Source organism: Croceitalea sp. P059 (assembly GCF_031846365.1).
Taxonomy (GTDB): Bacteria; Bacteroidota; Bacteroidia; order Flavobacteriales; family Flavobacteriaceae; genus Croceitalea; species Croceitalea vernalis.
In genome coordinates this window covers 415,804-432,411 of record NZ_JAVRHW010000003.1, presented here as the reverse complement: position 1 = coordinate 432,411, position 16,608 = coordinate 415,804, and the positions used below count along the sequence as shown (strand labels likewise).

General features: G+C 35.4%; 16 protein-coding genes. 10 read left to right on the top strand and 6 right to left on the bottom strand.

All coding sequences use genetic code 11. The annotated features are described in order from the left end of the window. Positions 1-67: 67 nt before the first annotated feature. From porV to RM542_RS12170, 6 genes are all read left to right on the top strand, one after another. On the top strand, positions 68-1,210 hold the full coding sequence (porV, locus tag RM542_RS12195; RefSeq protein ID WP_311386024.1) for a type IX secretion system outer membrane channel protein PorV: 1,143 nt from the start codon (positions 68-70) through the stop codon (positions 1,208-1,210). Positions 1,211-1,293: 83 nt separating this feature from the next. Continuing rightward, a complete protein-coding gene (gene cdd, locus RM542_RS12190; protein WP_311386023.1) occupies positions 1,294-1,782 on the top strand; it encodes a cytidine deaminase in 489 nt (162 codons plus the stop codon). A gap of 81 nt (positions 1,783-1,863) precedes the next feature. Then, entirely contained in the window at positions 1,864-2,862 is a 999-nt protein-coding gene (gene pdhA / locus RM542_RS12185; RefSeq protein WP_311386022.1) for a pyruvate dehydrogenase (acetyl-transferring) E1 component subunit alpha, read from the top strand. 5 nt (positions 2,863-2,867) lie between these two features. Beyond that, positions 2,868-4,502 carry a 2-oxo acid dehydrogenase subunit E2 gene (locus RM542_RS12180; protein ID WP_311386021.1) on the top strand — a complete coding sequence of 545 codons (1,635 nt, stop codon included), beginning with the start codon at positions 2,868-2,870 and terminating at the stop codon, positions 4,500-4,502. Between the two features lie 85 nt (positions 4,503-4,587). Then, complete coding sequence (locus tag RM542_RS12175; RefSeq protein WP_311386020.1) at positions 4,588-5,607, top strand: M28 family peptidase; 1,020 nt, start codon at positions 4,588-4,590, stop codon at positions 5,605-5,607. Continuing rightward, positions 5,608-6,288 (top strand): SDR family oxidoreductase, encoded by a 681-nt coding sequence (locus RM542_RS12170; protein ID WP_311386019.1) that lies wholly within the window; start codon positions 5,608-5,610, stop codon positions 6,286-6,288. On the opposite strand, the gene RM542_RS12165 is transcribed toward RM542_RS12170, so the two are convergent. The 4 genes from RM542_RS12165 to RM542_RS12150 form a co-directional block, all read right to left on the bottom strand. Then, on the bottom strand, positions 6,285-6,584 hold the full coding sequence (locus tag RM542_RS12165) for a family 16 glycoside hydrolase (protein WP_311386018.1): 300 nt from the start codon (positions 6,582-6,584) through the stop codon (positions 6,285-6,287). The genes RM542_RS12170 and RM542_RS12165 overlap by 4 nt on opposite strands. 6 nt (positions 6,585-6,590) lie before the next feature. Beyond that, the gene (locus tag RM542_RS12160; protein WP_311386017.1) at positions 6,591-7,010 is read right to left on the bottom strand and encodes a DUF1080 domain-containing protein; all 420 of its coding nucleotides are present in this window, start codon (positions 7,008-7,010) and stop codon (positions 6,591-6,593) included. Between the two features lie 64 nt (positions 7,011-7,074). Continuing rightward, positions 7,075-7,707 carry a peptidylprolyl isomerase gene (locus RM542_RS12155; protein ID WP_311386016.1) on the bottom strand — a complete coding sequence of 211 codons (633 nt, stop codon included), beginning with the start codon at positions 7,705-7,707 and terminating at the stop codon, positions 7,075-7,077. A gap of 11 nt (positions 7,708-7,718) precedes the next feature. Next, positions 7,719-10,097: a glycogen debranching protein gene (locus RM542_RS12150; RefSeq protein WP_311386015.1), complete on the bottom strand. Its 2,379-nt coding sequence runs from the start codon at positions 10,095-10,097 to the stop codon at positions 7,719-7,721. A 66-nt stretch (positions 10,098-10,163) separates the two neighbouring features. On the opposite strand from RM542_RS12150, the gene RM542_RS12145 reads away from it, so the two are divergent. Genes RM542_RS12145 through RM542_RS12135 form a run of 3 tightly spaced genes read left to right on the top strand, consistent with a single transcriptional unit; the run spans position 10,164 to position 13,318 of the window. Continuing rightward, a complete protein-coding gene (locus RM542_RS12145) occupies positions 10,164-10,769 on the top strand; it encodes a SprT-like domain-containing protein (RefSeq protein WP_311386014.1) in 606 nt (201 codons plus the stop codon). Between the two features lie 11 nt (positions 10,770-10,780). Then, entirely contained in the window at positions 10,781-11,860 is a 1,080-nt protein-coding gene (locus RM542_RS12140; protein WP_311386013.1) for a mannose-1-phosphate guanylyltransferase, read from the top strand. Positions 11,861-11,863: 3 nt separating this feature from the next. Continuing rightward, positions 11,864-13,318 carry a DUF389 domain-containing protein gene (locus RM542_RS12135; protein WP_311386012.1) on the top strand — a complete coding sequence of 485 codons (1,455 nt, stop codon included), beginning with the start codon at positions 11,864-11,866 and terminating at the stop codon, positions 13,316-13,318. A 1-nt stretch (position 13,319) separates the two neighbouring features. Here RM542_RS12135 and RM542_RS12130 read toward each other — a convergent pair whose 3' ends face one another. Together RM542_RS12130 and RM542_RS12125 are read right to left on the bottom strand one after the other, a co-directional pair. Then, a complete protein-coding gene (locus RM542_RS12130; RefSeq protein WP_311386011.1) occupies positions 13,320-14,087 on the bottom strand; it encodes an ATP-binding cassette domain-containing protein in 768 nt (255 codons plus the stop codon). Next, the gene (locus RM542_RS12125) at positions 14,084-14,824 is read right to left on the bottom strand and encodes an ABC transporter permease (RefSeq protein WP_311386010.1); all 741 of its coding nucleotides are present in this window, start codon (positions 14,822-14,824) and stop codon (positions 14,084-14,086) included. The genes RM542_RS12130 and RM542_RS12125 overlap by 4 nt, the downstream gene beginning before the upstream one ends. Positions 14,825-14,936: 112 nt before the next feature. Here RM542_RS12125 and pafA point away from each other — a divergent pair, with 112 nt between their 5' ends. Next, positions 14,937-16,604: an alkaline phosphatase PafA gene (gene pafA / locus RM542_RS12120; RefSeq protein WP_311386009.1), complete on the top strand. Its 1,668-nt coding sequence runs from the start codon at positions 14,937-14,939 to the stop codon at positions 16,602-16,604. The last annotated feature ends 4 nt before the right edge of the window (positions 16,605-16,608 follow it).

Sequence of the window (16,608 nt, the reverse complement as noted above, 5' to 3'; positions counted from 1 at the left end):
TCTAAATTATTTTAGCATTTGTTAACTAATTAAGACCTTCGACCACTTTAAAATTTAAATGAAAAAAATGAAAAAGTTAATTCTTTTGATTGCTTTATGCTTTATCGTTAAAGTATCTGCACAACAAGAACGTACTATTACAACAGCCGTACCCTTTTTGAATATAGCCGCCGATGCCAGAGCTGCTGGTATGGGTGATATGGGTGTTGCTACCTCAGTAGATGCGTTTTCTCAACAATGGAATCCGGCAAAATATGCCTTTGCAACTCAGAAAATGGGTATAGGTGTTAGTTATACACCTTATTTAGAAAGTATCGTTACAGATATTTCGTTGTTAAATGCAAGTATCTACAATAAGTTAAATGACCAAAGTGCTTTCGCTTTTGGAATAAAATATTTTGGTCTTGGTGAAATTGAATTAAGACAAACAATTGATGAAACACCTACAATTGTAAAGCCTAATGAATTTTCTTTAGATGGTTCATATTCTTTAAAGCTAAGCCCTACCTTTTCAATGGCAGTTGGTGGTCGCTTTATAAGTTCGAACTTAAGGTTTCAAGACGGACAACAGGATTCTCAAGCAGCAAATTCTTTTGCAGTTGATGTAGCTGGTTTTTATCGTTCTAGAGAAATTGCTTATAACTCTTTTGATGGACGTTGGAGAGCAGGTTTTAATATTTCTAACCTTGGTGCAAAAATTCAATATGATGAAGGAGGCCAACAAAACTTTTTGCCAACCAATTTAAAGTTTGGTGGTGGGTTTGATTTTATCTTAGACCAAGATAATGTTTTAGGGCTTTACACTGAATTCAACAAGTTACTAGTGCCAACTCCTCGAGATTTTGACGGTGATGGCGATATTGATGCTGAGGATAATGATGAATACAATAATATTAGTTTCTTTAATGGTGTGTTTGAATCTTTTGGTGATGCGCCAGATGGTTTTAGTGAAGAACTTCAAGAAGTTACTTGGTCTTTAGGCGCAGAATATAAATATCAAGATGCTTTTATGTTTAGAGCAGGATATTTTAATGAAAACCCTAATAAAGGTGCAAGACAATTTTTCACTTTAGGAGCAGGTTTTAAATTCAAGTCGGCGCAAGTTGATTTATCGTATTTGTTTTCAACCTCTCAAGTAAGAAATCCTTTAGAGAATACGTTGCGTTTTTCTTTAACATTTAATTTTGGAGAAGAATTTTATAACGATTAATAAGAAATATTTAAATTCCTTTTAAAACCCTGACATTGCGTCGGGGTTTTCTTATTTTAGACCATTACTTAATTGTATTTAATTTGAAAAAGAAAATTGCTTTTGAACTAAGAGTTTTTGAAACGGAGAAGGAGCTTGCAAAAGAAGAAGCCAATCTATTGCAAATGGCGGTTACGGCACGAAATAAAGCTTATGCTCCATATTCAAGATTTCAAGTAGGAGCTGCAATTCTTTTAGGTAATGGTGAAATAGTGTTGGGTAATAATCAAGAGAACTCTTCATATCCATCAGGATTGTGCGCAGAACGTGTTGCAATTTTTTATGCTGGGGCAAATTACCCCAATCAAATTATTAAAAGTATAGCTATTAGTGCAACATCTTTAGACCATGAAGTAAAAGAACCTGCTGGTCCATGCGGTAATTGTCGTCAAGCTATTGCTGAGTATGAGTATAAACAAAAAAGCCCGATTAGCGTGATTATGAGAGGTGAAAGCGGGCAGATTTTTAAATGTAGTGCTATAGCAGACATTTTGCCTTTAGCATTTAATAATTCTTTTTTGAGTGATTCTTAATCCAAATTTTTCTCAAAAAGAGATATATCCCTATTTTTGTTTTTCCCAAAAACAGGGTAATTTTATTTAACATACCTATTGATGAAAAAAGTCACAAAAGAGGTTTACCTTAAGTGGTACGAAGAGATGTTGTTTTGGCGCAAATTTGAAGATAAACTAGCGGCAGTTTACATACAACAAAAAGTTAGAGGTTTTCTGCATTTATATAACGGTCAAGAAGCGGTTTTAGCAGGTTCATTGCACGCAATGGACTTAACTAAAGATAGAATGATTACTGCTTACAGAAACCATGTACAGCCAATCGGTATGGGTGTTGACCCAAAAAGGGTTATGGCAGAACTTTATGGAAAGGTTACGGGTACATCACAAGGTATGGGTGGTTCCATGCATATATTTTCAAAGGAACACCGATTCTATGGAGGTCATGGTATCGTTGGGGGACAAATTCCTTTAGGTGCTGGTATGGCCTTTGCTGATAAATATTTTAAACGTGATAATGTGACCTTGTGCTATATGGGAGATGGTGCTGTAAGACAAGGCTCTTTGCATGAATCTTTTAATCTTGCAATGCTTTGGCAATTACCTGTTGTATTTATCTGTGAGAATAACGGGTATGCTATGGGAACGTCTGTAGCAAGAACGTCATATTCAACTGATATTTATAAATTAGGATTGGGTTATGAAATGCCATGTGCTCAAGTAGATGGTATGGACCCTGTTACTGTTGCCAAGGAAGTTGATAAAGCTGTTGAGCGAGCACGAACAGGTGGTGGTCCAACATTTTTAGAAATGAAGACTTATCGTTATCGTGGTCATTCAATGTCAGATGCTCAGCATTATAGAACTAAGGCTGAAGTTGAAGAATACAAAAAAATTGACCCAATCACGCAGGTAAAAGACGTGATTCTAGAAAAGAAGTATGCTTCTGAAGATGATTTAAAAGCTATTGATAAAAAAGTCAAAAGCTTAGTATTGGAATGTGAAAAATTTGCTGAAGAATCAGAATTTCCGCCAGTACAACAATTATATGATATGGTTTACGAACAAGAAGACTATCCATTTTTAAAACATAAACTCTAAGGTAGATGGCAGAAGTAATCAATATGCCTCGTTTGAGCGATACCATGGAAGAAGGTACCGTTGCAAAATGGCTAAAGCAAGTAGGAGAAAAAGTTGAAGAAGGTGATATTTTAGCCGAGATTGAGACGGATAAAGCGACCATGGAATTTGAGTCTTTTAATGAAGGTACGCTCTTACATATCGGAATCGCAGAGGGTGAAGGTGCTCCGGTTGATACCTTATTAGCAATTATTGGTGAAGAAGGTGAAGACATTTCTGATTTAATCGGAGGAAGTGCAGCCCCAGTTGCTGAAGAAGCGGCGGTTGTTACGGAAACTCCTGCTGTTGAAGCAGAAGCAAGTAATCTTACTGAAATCCCTGAAGGAGTTGAGGTAATCTCAATGCCTCGATTGAGTGATACTATGGAAGAAGGTACTGTTGCTGCTTGGCTTAAAAAAGTTGGTGACGTTGTTGAAGAGGGAGATATTCTTGCTGAAATCGAGACAGATAAGGCAACAATGGAATTTGAATCATTTTATTCTGGCACTCTGTTACATATTGGTATTCAAGAAGGTGAAGGTGCTCCAGTTGATTCTCTTCTAGCGATAATAGGTCCAGAAGGTACTGATGTAAACGCTGTTTTAAGTGCTAGTTCAGGTGGGGCTGTAGCGGTTCCAGCGGAAAACAAAGAAGCAGCCGTTGAAGCTCCAAAATCAGATGTGACTTCTCAAGCAAGTAACACTGTTGTTAGTGATGGTAGTAGAATTTTTGCTTCACCTTTAGCAAAAAGAATTGCTTCAGATAAAGGAATTAATCTTGCTGATATTAAAGGAAGTGGAGATAATGGGAGAATTGTTAAACGAGATGTTGAAAGTTTTCAGCCAAATATCGCTAGTTCTACGTCTGTTCCTGAGTCCAAAACTGAAACAGCTTCGGCTCCAGTAACTGCCATGGCTCCTATTAATTTGCCAGTAGGTGAAGAAGGTTCTGAAGAAGTTAAAAATTCTCAAATGCGTAAGGTAATTGCCAAACGCCTTAGCGAATCAAAATTTGCTGCTCCGCATTATTACTTAACCATTGAGGTTGATATGGATAATGCGAAGGCTTCTCGTGCTCAGATTAATGGATTACCAGATATTAAAGTATCATTTAATGACATGGTTTTAAAGGCTTGTGCGATGGCTTTGAAAAAGCATCCTCAAGTCAATACGACTTGGAATAATGATACTACTCGATACAATCACCATGTTCATATTGGTGTAGCGGTTGCAGTTGATGATGGTTTGGTTGTTCCTGTTTTAAAGTTCACAGACCAAATGAATTTAACTACTATTGGCGGTGCCGTAAGAGATATGGCGGGTCGTGCAAGAAATAAAAAGTTGACTCCTGCTGAAATGGAAGGAAGCACCTTTACTGTTTCTAACTTAGGTATGTTCGGAATTTTGGAGTTTACTTCCATTATAAATCAACCTAATTCAGCTATTTTATCGGTAGGTGCTATAGTTGAAAAGCCTGTCGTTAAAAACGGAGAAATTGTTGTTGGTAATACTATGAAAGTTACACTAGCATGTGATCATAGGACAGTTGATGGTGCCACGGGAGCTCAATTTTTACAAACTTTAAGGGCTTATTTAGAAAACCCAGTTACAATGTTGGCTTAAGTTGATAAGCTAAGTTAATTTACATAGAAAAGCATCCTAATTTTAATGGGATGCTTTTTTTATCTTTAAAAATAAATCAAGAACTATGAAAGGTTTACTTGCAATCGGTATACTAGCTTTAGCCTATACCTGTGGAACTACTCAAATGAAAGAAACTTCGACTGATGCCGCTACGGATATTGTTGGCCCAGAAGGAGTTAAGGCTAAAATCACAAAGGTGGCTTCCTTTGATGATAATAGTTTTACGGATAGTCAAAAAATTGGTGAGATCATGAATTTTTTAGCTTCTGATGAGTTGCAAGGACGAGATTCCGGTAGTGAAGGAATTGCAAAGGCGGCCGTTTATATTGAAAAAGGTTTTGAGGAGAATGGTATAAAATCATACTATTCAACTTATCGTGATACACTATCAAATTTTGATAAAGTCTCTTATAATATTGTTGGTGTTGTAGAAGGTTCTGACCCTATCCTAAAGAACGAGTATATTTTGATTGGAGCACATTATGACCATATTGGAATGATTACACCAGAAAATGGTGATGCAATTGCTAATGGAGCTAATGATAACGCTTCAGGTACAACATCCGTTATGGAATTTGCACGCTATTTTGGAACAACAAATACTAATAAAAGAAGTTTGATTTTTGCTCTTTTTAGTGCAGAAGAAAAAGGATTGTTAGGGTCTAAACATTTGGCTAAAAGAATGAAGAGCGAGAATCTAAATCTATATGCAATGCTGAATTTTGAAATGACCGGAGTCCCATTGCAAGATAAAGATTATCAAGTGTATATTACTGGATATGAAATGTCAAATTTGGCTGCGGTAAGTAATGTTATAGCAAAAGAAAATTTAGTTGGATTTTTACCTACTGCTAAGGAATTTAATTTATTTCAACGCTCCGATAATTACCCTTTTCATAACGAATTTGAAGTGCCTTCACATACCTTTTGCACTTTTGATTTTACAAATTTTGACCATTACCATAAAGTAGGTGATGAGAATGAAATTTTAGATTTTGAACACATGGCCACCATGGTTAATAAAATGATTCCAGTATTAGAGGGAATTGCAAATACTGAAGGTCAAGAAGTTAAGTTGAAATAGATGCCAAAAAATATTATTATTACAGGAACTAGTCGAGGAATTGGTTTTGAGTTAGCAAAATTATTTGCGGACGAAGGTCATAAAGTACTTGCCCTTTCACGAAATCCAAGACCAATTCTAGATTTAAATCATGCTAATATTGCAACATTTGCTTTTGATTTGGGCGAAGCTGATGCTTATAAAAAAGTAACTGAGTTTATTCGTGATTGGGAGACTTTAGATATATTGATTAATAACGCAGGTTGCCTTTTGAATAAACCTTTTTTTGACACAACTTCGGTAGACTTTGAACAGGTTTATCGTGTAAATGTTTTTGGGGTAGCAGAGTTGACAAGAATACTCTTGCCTAAAATGCATAAAGAGTCTCATGTTGTTACAATTAGTTCCATGGGCGGTGTGCAGGGTAGTATGAAATTCCCTGGCCTTTCGGCTTACAGTTCTAGTAAAGCAGCGGTAATTACCTTAACAGAGCTTTGGGCAGAAGAATTTAAGGAAACCGGCCCGTCGTTTAATGTATTAGCCTTAGGTGCCGTGCAAACTGAAATGCTAGCAGAGGCTTTCCCAGGGTACGAAGCACCAATAGGTGCAAAAGAAATGGCTCAATACATACTTAACTTTTCACTTAATGGAAATAAGCTTTATAATGGTAAGTTGCTGCAAGTAAGTAATAGTACCCCCTAATCTATTTGTTTTATGGTTATATCCTTGTACAGAACCTCGTAAGGTGCGCCAGCATGTGTTTGCAGGCAAACACACCCTGTTGTCGGTATATTGCCTTCCTCTGTAAATTTAGCTGTGGAAAAACCATTGATTTTAATTTCAATATTGGGGCCATTCGCTTTAATCATTACTTCGTTCCAGTCTTTTGGTTGAATAATACTTTCAATCAGTTTTTTATCAGCTACCTTATAAAAAATTACTGGAAATATTTCTGGATTTGGATAGCGTGCTATATCAAGTCTATTTTCATCAACCAAACTACCTCAAAGCGGATAAATATCAGTGGTATCCTTGGGTATAAAATCCGAAAATATAGCTAAAGCACTTGCTTCAATATAGCCCACATCAGCTTGATATCCCATTACTTCATTTGAATTAGGTACGCGTTTTGCTCTAAAGCTAATACCTCCATTAATCATAAGATAGTCAGTATTAAATTTTGTCTTTAACTTCAATTCGAAGTTCTCAAAGTGTTTTTTAGTACATAGGTAGTAGCTTTTATCTATAGGTTGTTTTAGACTTCCACCAACTATTGCTTTTTCTTCAACTCTAAAAAAAGTTTCTGACCCTTCCCAACCGTTTAATGAGGAGCCATCAAAAAGATTAACTTCATTAGTTTCATTACAAGAAAAACATAACAAAGCAATTAGACCTGCCTTGAATAAGCTTAAAACATGTCTCATATCATTTTGGTTTTGAGGTTATTAAAGATAAATACAATTATTAAAATTGAACTTTATAACTCTATTAATTAATAAACTCCACTTTATAAATAGTATCGAGATTTGGATACTTTTTTATAAAAGCATTCAAATCTTTATACATCAAATTAAGAGTATCCATGGTAGTATCCGCATAACCATCATACAAAGCTTCCAAAACTTCCATACCGTTAGTCACTTTGCCAAATGTTGGAAAACCAGTCACTTCGTTATAATATAGCGTGTCTAACCGATGGTTGTCTCTTAAATTGATAAACAAATCAGTGCCTCTACTTTCTTTTCCTCCTCGAGAAAAACTCAAAGTGCCTTTGTTGTTCCCTTGTAAAACTGCTTCGTCAGGGATTTTGTGGCTATTCCATGCCTTGTAAATCACGCTGTCATTACTCCCAAATTGCGCTACAAACCCAGGGTTAACACGGTAAAATAAAATAGTGTCGAAGTAACGAGTTTTTACTAATTGGTAAAAGCGGTCAGCTGCTTTAGGTGATAATTTTCGTTCAACTTCAACCGTAAAAATGCCTTTTGAAGTTTTAAACACAGTCTTGAATGTTTCTGGTGCTTCCATTTTTGTCCAGCTCGTTTTGAATTTTGAACTTGAACAGGCTATGATTAAAACAAAAATTGAAATAAGAGATAAACAGTTTCTTAGCTTTTTCATTCATTCAAGAGTTAATAAATTACCGAAATAGTATCGCCTTTACCCTCAACCATCATCGTACCATCTATTGTTTTTATATTACCAATTACTTTAGCTGGTTGCTCGGTATTCGAAAGTTCTAGCTTGATGGTCCATTCTGTATTGGTTTGTTTAACATTAACCGAAGGTTTTCCTTCTATTAATTCATAGTAAACAGAAATTTCGTTATCCCCAATTTTTATGTTTTCTAATGAAGCTTCGTTCCATTTATCAGGCATTTGAGGCCTGATTACAATTTCTTTTTCTGCGGCATTAGGTTGTATACCAAAAAACTGATGCACAATAGGGTAGGCATAGCTATAGATGTTCCATGCCTGTGCCATCATTCCAAAATCAGGTGATACTTCATACATACTGCCAGGTAGTGCATAACTGAACGAACGAGTCATACGTTCCAAATAATCCAAGGCGTGGTTTGGTCTTCCATAATTATTTTCGGCTATGGCAGAAACCCCAGTAGGTAAAGTCATTACAGCACCTGTATAAGTAAAAATGGGTGGTGCTTTATACGTGTTTTCGTTAGCGCCAGCGGATTCGTCTCTGTCAATTCCTGTTACAAAAACCCCAAACGGATTTACATAATCTTTGGCAGTTACTAGAGCTTTTAAAGCTTTTTCTTTGTCCGCAATACCCATTTCCATAGGAGTGTTAACCACCCAATTGTGATGTAAAACAAAAGGTCTTGGTTTATCAGAAGGATTGGCTAAAATAAATTGCTTTGTTTCTTTCATCTCTTTTATCGACCAGGGTTTATCAAGTGTATCTGCTCTGATAATAGCATCTTCGATAAGGTGTAAAGTCTGTTTATCAGTTCCAATAAAATCTGCGTACGAATTAAAATCTTCTGACCAGAAATCTGTATTTATTTTCTCTTTTAGATTTATTGCAATTCCTTTATAGGTATTGGATAAGGCATCTTTTTTTAGAATTTCGGCCATTTTAGCAGCATCAGCAAATGCTTTTTGAGTGTAGACAGCAACATCAATCATTTCACTATCTAGTCCATGAATTTCCATCATTCCAAATCCTTCTGGGAATCCGTTTTTATCTAAATCATTGGCCTCCATAAGCCATCGCAAACCTTTTTCAACAGTTGGAAAATACTTCTCTAAAAATTGCCTGTCACCATTCCATTGGTATATACGCCAAATTAAAGTGGCAAACTGTGGGGTTTCATTAATGTTTCCTGGATTAAAAACCGCCCCATTTGTAGACATTTCATGTATGATTTTTCCGTTCCCATTTAAGGTTTCAGAAACGCTATCTAGCAATATGATAGTGTTATAAACTGCATCTTCTTGCCCTATCGCCATATAACCTTGTAAGGCATACTCACTATCAACACCAAACCACCAAGGATAATCAGGAATACCAGCTGTAATTCCTGTTCCAATTTCAGGAACTGTTCTAATGAGCCAATCACAATTGTATTTAAGCCATTCAAAAGTTTGTTCTAACTTTTTATCAGGAATAGTAAGTTTAGTTTTCTCGGCTAATTTTTGATAACGCTCTTTTTTTTCTCGTAATAAGATCGGCAAGTTTTTTTGAATGTTTTGCAAGGTTGAAATGGCTGCTGCTTCAGAATTGTATGACCCTGTTATTGCAAAGGTTATGGTTTTTGATTCGTAAGGTTTTAAGGTTAAATCAAACCCTAGTAGATTAGAACTGCCTATGCCTTGATAAGAATTGGGACTAAATGCATGTCTATTGGACTTCATAGAAGCATTAAAACAAACATACCAAGGATTATTCTCGTCTTTTATTACCCATCCATCAATAGCATCATTAAAAATAGCAGAATCTTTACTATCAATCATATCGGTGCGTTCGCCTAACCATGTAGGTCTTAAATCAGAATGACCCGTAAAAGAAAGTTGAAAAGCTTGACGCGCGTCACTATCATTATAAATTTCAATTTGTACAGCTAAACCTTCCGTATCGTCAGGTACAAATTGACTTCGCTTTATTTTAAGCCCTTTGTTTTTAAAAGAGAATTCATGTGAATTGGCAAATGGATAGTTTATAAACGACTCAGCTTGGTTTAAAGAAAGAGAATCACCTTCCCAATTAAATTCAATCTCAAATCCATCCATCAATTTTATGGGGTGATTCCAAATACCTCCCATTTCTCCTTTAATATGCCAACCTAGTTCAGGAAAAGAACCATCTTGGTGCCCCACCATATACACTCGGTTGCCAGCGGTCACAAAGGGTGAAGCTAAATATTCAGATTTACCCTTAATTCCATTAACCTTAGTTAGTTCTTTTTCTATGGTAACCTTTGGCTGCTCGCGACAGTTGATGAGCAACATAAACAAAAGAAAAAAGCAAATATTAGAGGCGTATTTCATAGAAAATTAATTGATATATAAATATAGCCAATATCAACAATTGATATAATCCTTTATTTTTGTAGTGTGAGCGATGTATTACAAAAATACCTTCCTGAGAGAGCTGTAGCACCTTGTTTTGGTTTGATAAAAACACATGGGGTAAATCTTAAAATTGTGAATCATCGTGTCACGCGCCATGGTGATTATAGAAGATTACCTAATGGACTACATCAAATTACGGTCAATGCTTCACTAAATAAATACCGTTTTTTGATAACCTTAGTACATGAAATTGCACACCTAGTGGCATTTGAAAAATTTGGTCGCCGCATTAAACCTCATGGATTAGAGTGGAAACGAACCTTTCAACATTTGATGATTCCATTTATTAGACCAGAAATTTTCCCTACGAAATTGTTACCTATAATTGCTCAGCACTTTAAAAACCCTAAAGCAAGTAGTAGTACAGATGCAAAACTATCAATAGCATTAAAAGCTTTTGACGAAACGCAACAGAACGAATATTCTTACGTTTTTGAAATACCATTGGGGAGTAAATTCAGAATTTATAATGGAAAGCTTTTTCAAAAAGGTAAAAAGCGCGTTAAACGTTATGAATGTATAGAACTAACAAGCGGCAAGTTATACTTGTTTCAACCCAATGCCGAAGTAGAATTAATAAGTGATTAAATCAATCAACTATGAATAAGAATTATTATGCCGTTTTAATGGCTGGTGGTGTAGGATCTCGTTTTTGGCCTGTGAGTACAACAGATAACCCAAAACAATTTCATGATATGTTGGGTACTGGTGATACCTTAATTCAAAAAACCTTTTCTCGACTTAATAAATTTATTCCAACAGAGAATATTTTGATTTTGACAAATGAGCGCTATAACGATTTGGTTTTAGAACAATTGCCATTGGTAAAACAAGACCAAGTAGTTTTGGAACCTGCCATGAGAAATACGGCGCCTTGTATTTTATATGCTGCCTTGAAGATTCAAAAAATGAATCCTAACGCAGTAATGATAGTAGCTCCAAGTGATCATTGGATTGAAGATGAGCAAGCCTTTGAGAATGATGTGACCGCATGTTTTGAAAAGTGTGAGAATGAGGATGTACTTTGTACTTTGGGTATTCAACCAGCTTATCCGAACACCGGTTTTGGTTATATCGAGTATGAAAAGCAAGATGCTAATCAAATAAAAAAGGTGGCTCAATTTCGTGAAAAACCAAATTTAGAAACGGCTAAAGACTTTTTAGCCCAAGGAAATTTCTTGTGGAATGCTGGTATTTTCATGTGGAGTGTCTCCACGATTGTGAATGCTTTTAAAAGCTATCAGGCGAAACAATTTGAACTTTTTAATAACGGAATATCTTGTTATAACACCGCTGATGAACAAGAGTTTATAGCAGAGAATTATCCTAAAGCAGAAAACATTTCAATAGATTATGCTATCTTGGAAAACTCTAAATCAATCTTTACGTTGCCAGCGACCTTTGATTGGAACGATTTAGGCACCTGGGGTGCACTTTATGAAAAACTAGATAAAGACCAATCAGAAAATGCTGTTGTAAATGCACAATCACTTTTGATAGACTCTAAAAGTAATATGATTAGTGCGGCAAAAGGTAAAATTGTTGTAGTTGATGGATTGGAAGATTATATAATAGTAGATAAAGATGATGTTTTATTAATTTACCCGAAATCGAAACAGCAAGATATCAAGCAGGTACGTGGCCAAGTAAAAGATGAATTTGGTGATCAGTATGCATAAATTATGAGTGATAATCTATTTGAAGATAAAGAGGCGGCTACAGACGCTACAGGGCAAGAAGTAAAAAAAGACTTTCAAGGGTTATTAGGTAGTGGAAGAAAATTTCTTTTTGAGTTATTAGAAATACGTAGTAACACAGATCCCGTAGCTACTAAAGAATCCATTATTGTTGATATTCCTTTCAAAGGGCATACTTCATGGATTTTAATTTGTTCCATTTTTATAGCTTCCGTTGGTTTAAATGCTAACTCTACAGCTGTCGTTATTGGAGCGATGTTAATTTCCCCACTCATGGGACCTATTTTAGGTATGGGCTTATCATTAGCAATTAATGATATTGACATGCTGAGACGTTCTCTGAAGAATTTTGGGGTTATGGTAGTTTTAAGCGTTCTAACTGCTTTCTTATTCTTTTATTTATTTCCATTACGAGACGAATCTTCTGAGCTGCTGGCTCGAACAGCCCCAGATATTCGAGATGTATTAATTGCATTTTTTGGTGGATTAGCTTTGGTCATTGCACGTGCAAAAAAAGGAACTATTGCCAGTGTTATTTTTGGTGTGGCAATTGCAACTGCTTTAATGCCGCCGCTGTGCACAGTTGGTTTTGGTCTAGCAATAGGAAAACCACTTTACGCTTTAGGAGCGATGTATTTATTCACCATAAATACCATTTTTATTGCTTTAGCAACATTTTTAGTTATTAAATATCTTCGTTTTCCAATGGTGCGTTATGCGAATTCAAAACGAAGAAGGTTTATTGCCAGACTAGCTTCCTTGGTTGGTTTGGCCGTAATGATTCCTGCAGGGATTACTTTTTATAACGTGTTACAAGAATCTTTGTTTAGAAAGCAAGCACAAGAATTTTTGGCTGATACTGTTGAAATTTATGAGTTCAAAGGCAATGGGCGTTATGAAAACGACTTAACTGATGTTCATTTTGATAAAAAAGCAGGTTCTTATTTAGAGTTAGCTATTTTAGGTACTGAAGAAGTTCCTGAGAATATCATCAATATGTGGCGAAATAAAAAGAACACCTTTTCAAGGCTTATGGATACGGAATTAAGAGTCTTGCATGGAGGTCGTGACGATTCAGAACAGAAATTTAACTATGTTAATGAATTGTATGAGTCCAAAAAGGCCGAATTACTAACCAAGGATGAACGAATTCGTGTATTGGAAGAGGAAGTAGCCAACTTAGGTAAATACGCAGAAAGAAGTATTCCGTTTGATGAGATTACTGCGGAGGCAAAGGTCAATTATGAGCACGTTGCCGGAATTGGATTTTCAAACAGAATTCAAACAGATTTTAACAAGCAAGATACTATTTCGCTCTTTGAGGTAAGGTTGAAAGATGGCCTTTCTGAAGAAGTTACTAACACTGAAATGACCAAAATAAGAAGTTGGCTTAAAGTGCGCTTAAAAGATAGTACGATACAAGTGAATAAAGTAGAGTAACTTAATTTCTTTCTTCAATGTACATTTGGCGTACTTTTTTGAATAATTCTGAAGAATACACAAAATCAGTTACTGCTTGATTGTCAGTTTTAAAGATTTCTTTATTGGTCCCTTCCCACTCTTTAAAACCATTCTTTAAGAAAATAATCTTTTCACCAATTTCCATCACCGAATTCATGTCATGGGTGTTAATAACGGTTGTAATATTATATTCATCTGTGATTTCTTGAATTAGATTATCAATGACGATAGCTGTTTTTGGATCTAAACCGGAGTTAGGTTCATCACAAAAAAGATATTTAGGATTCATCACAATTGCTCGTGCGATTGCCACTCTTTTTTGCATTCCACCAGAAATTTCAGAGGGGTATTTTGTATTGGCATCTACCAAGTTTACGCGCTTTAATACTTCATTTACTCTGTCACGCATTTCACTCATATTGCGTTTGGTGAACATATCCATTGGAAACATTACATTTTCTTCAACAGTCATAGAATCAAAGAGTGCGCTACCCTGAAAAACCATACCCATATCCTGTCTTAAATCTCTTTTTTCGCTATTTGATAACTCAGAATATTTTTGACCACTATAACTTATAGTACCATCTTCAGGAACAAAAAGACCTAATAAACATTTTAGGAATACTGTTTTTCCGGAACCACTTTGTCCAATTATTAGATTAGTCTTGCCTTGATCGAAACAAGTGTCAATACCCTTTAAAACATGAGTGTCACCAAAAGATTTATGTACGTTTTCTACTTCTATCATTGTCCAAGCATTAATTGTGTTAATACGTAGTTTAAAATGATAATGACTACACTAGTCCAAACAAAAGCTGTGGTACTTGCCTTACCAACTTCCAATGCTCCACCTTTCATATAAAACCCATGAAAAGAAGGCACAGTTGCAATAACAATGGCAAAAACAAGGGTTTTTACGAAAGCGTAGGTAATATGGAATGGAATAAAATCTAATTGTAATCCTTTAATAAATTCTCCACTTGGTGCATACTCTCCAAACACTGCTGCTACCCAACCACCTAATACACCAACATACATGGCAATTGCAACGGCAAAGGGATACATTAGCATTGCGATAATTTTAGGAAAAACTAAATAATTTAGTGAGTTTACACCCATTACTTCAAGAGCATCAATTTGTTCAGTAACTCTCATGGTACCAATGCTCGATGTGATATAAGACCCCACTTTACCTGCCATAATTATTGAGGTAAATGTTGGTGCAAATTCTAATATTACGGACTGTCTCGTGGCAAAACCAATTAAACTTTTTGGTAAAAAAGGGGAGTTTAAATTGAGGGCTGTTTGTATGGTAACAACACCACCTATGAAAAAGGCAATAAAAATAATAATGCCCATAGAGCCATAAATTAGTTCATCAATTTCTTTCAAAATTAAAGAACGCATAATGCGCCATTTAGTTGGTTTTTTAAAAACCTCCCTAACCATTATAAAATACTTGCCAATTGCAGCTATGTAATTCATTAAAATGAAAATCAACTTGTTCAGTAAAAATAACAATATTGCTGTGTATTTAACCTTGAATTAAATTTTAAAAAATATTAATTGATAGCTTTGTTACATTCAAATTAAGAAGATGAAAAAAAATAATCTAGTTCTTTTAGTGATAGCTGTTGTATTGAGTTTTTCAATAAGTACGGCACAACGAAAAGGAAAAAGTAAAGTTGTTGTGTCAGAATCAGGGCAAAATCCAAAATTGGTTGTTGGTATTGTAGTTGATCAAATGCGTTATGATTATTTGACTCGTTTTTGGAATCAATACGGAGATGGCGGTTTTAAAAGAATGGTTAACCAAGGCTTTAACTGTAAAAACCATCATTTTAATTATGCTCCAACTAGCACAGGACCAGGGCATGCTTCTGTTTATACTGGAGCGAGTCCTTCTTCTCATGGCATTATAGGGAATAATTGGTATGACAAAGTAAATGATAAGGAAGTGTATTGTGCCTCTGATGAGGCCTTCAATACTGTAGGTTCAAGTTCGGATGCTGGTAAAATGTCTCCTCATCGAATGTTAACAACAACGATAACGGACCAATTGCGATTACATACTCAGATGAGAGGTAAAACTATAGCTGTAGCCCTAAAGGATAGGGGAGCGGTATTACCGGGTGGACATACTGCTAATGCTGCTTATTGGTTTGAGGGAGGAACAACTGGAAACTGGATTACAAGTTCTTATTATATGGATGTTTTACCAAATTGGGTTGCGAATTTCAATGCTTCAGATGCCGTTGAAGTATATAAAAAACCTTGGGAAACCTTAAAACCGATTAGTAGTTATATTGAAAGTGGTTCAGATGCGAATACTTATGAAGGGAAATCAAAGGGTGAAACCACGACAACCTTTCCACATGATTTACCAAAGTTTTGGGAAGGTAATGGTAATTTCAATTCTCTACGATCTACTGCTTATGGAAATAGCATTACAACAGATTTTGCTATTGAAACTTTAAATAATGAAAATTTAGGTATGGACTCTGATACTGACTTTTTAGCAATAAGTTATTCGAGTACAGATTATGTAGGGCATAAGTTTGGGGTTAATTCTAAAGAAATAGAAGATACATATTTACGTTTAGATCAAGATTTAGCGAGGTTGTTAAGCACCTTAGATAGTCAAGTAGGTGCTGGTCAATATACTGTTTTTTTAACTGCCGATCATGGCGCTATTCATGTACCATCATTTTTAATAGATCAAAAAATACCCGCGGGTTATTTGAATGGAAAACAACTTAAAGAAGAGTTCAACGAGTTCTTAAAATACAAATATGGAACTACTGATTTAGTTAAAAACATAAGTAACTATCAGGTGTTTTTAGATAGAAAGGTCATCAACAATTTAGATATGGACTTAGATGATGTTCAAGAAGAAATTGCGCTGGAGTTACAAAGTTATGCTGATGTTGATAAAGTTTTTACTGGGTATCAAATGTGGCAGCAAGAGTATACAAGAGGTATTCCTTATGTTTTGCAAAATGGATGGAATCAGAAACGTTCAGGGGACGTACTTTATGTTTTAAAACCTGGATTTATATCATATCCAAAAACAGGTTCAACTCATGGCTCTTCACAAATTTATGATACTCATGTTCCTTTGTTGTTTTATGGGAATGGTATTAAAAAGGGAGGGACGGTTTCAAGAACAGAGATACCTGATATTGCGCCAACTTTGGCCAGTATGTTAGGTGTGGCTTTTCCAAATGGAACAACCGGTAAGCCAATAGTTGAGGTTTTAAAGTAAAATG

What these genes read in the sequence shown, in the direction of transcription:
- porV (WP_311386024.1), top strand. Translation starts at nt 68, where the DNA reads ATGAAAAAGTTAATTCTTTTGATTGCTTTATGCTTTATCGTTAAAGTA.
- pdhA (WP_311386022.1), top strand. Translation starts at nt 1,864, where the DNA reads ATGAAAAAAGTCACAAAAGAGGTTTACCTTAAGTGGTACGAAGAGATG.
- RM542_RS12180 (WP_311386021.1), top strand. Translation starts at nt 2,868, where the DNA reads ATGGCAGAAGTAATCAATATGCCTCGTTTGAGCGATACCATGGAAGAA.
- RM542_RS12175 (WP_311386020.1), top strand. Translation starts at nt 4,588, where the DNA reads ATGAAAGGTTTACTTGCAATCGGTATACTAGCTTTAGCCTATACCTGT.
- RM542_RS12170 (WP_311386019.1), top strand. Translation starts at nt 5,608, where the DNA reads ATGCCAAAAAATATTATTATTACAGGAACTAGTCGAGGAATTGGTTTT.
- RM542_RS12160 (WP_311386017.1), bottom strand. Translation starts at nt 7,010, where the DNA reads ATGAGACATGTTTTAAGCTTATTCAAGGCAGGTCTAATTGCTTTGTTA.
- RM542_RS12155 (WP_311386016.1), bottom strand. Translation starts at nt 7,707, where the DNA reads ATGAAAAAGCTAAGAAACTGTTTATCTCTTATTTCAATTTTTGTTTTA.
- RM542_RS12150 (WP_311386015.1), bottom strand. Translation starts at nt 10,097, where the DNA reads ATGAAATACGCCTCTAATATTTGCTTTTTTCTTTTGTTTATGTTGCTC.
- RM542_RS12140 (WP_311386013.1), top strand. Translation starts at nt 10,781, where the DNA reads ATGAATAAGAATTATTATGCCGTTTTAATGGCTGGTGGTGTAGGATCT.
- RM542_RS12135 (WP_311386012.1), top strand. Translation starts at nt 11,864, where the DNA reads ATGAGTGATAATCTATTTGAAGATAAAGAGGCGGCTACAGACGCTACA.
- RM542_RS12130 (WP_311386011.1), bottom strand. Translation starts at nt 14,087, where the DNA reads ATGATAGAAGTAGAAAACGTACATAAATCTTTTGGTGACACTCATGTT.
- RM542_RS12125 (WP_311386010.1), bottom strand. Translation starts at nt 14,824, where the DNA reads ATGAATTACATAGCTGCAATTGGCAAGTATTTTATAATGGTTAGGGAG.
- pafA (WP_311386009.1), top strand. Translation starts at nt 14,937, where the DNA reads ATGAAAAAAAATAATCTAGTTCTTTTAGTGATAGCTGTTGTATTGAGT.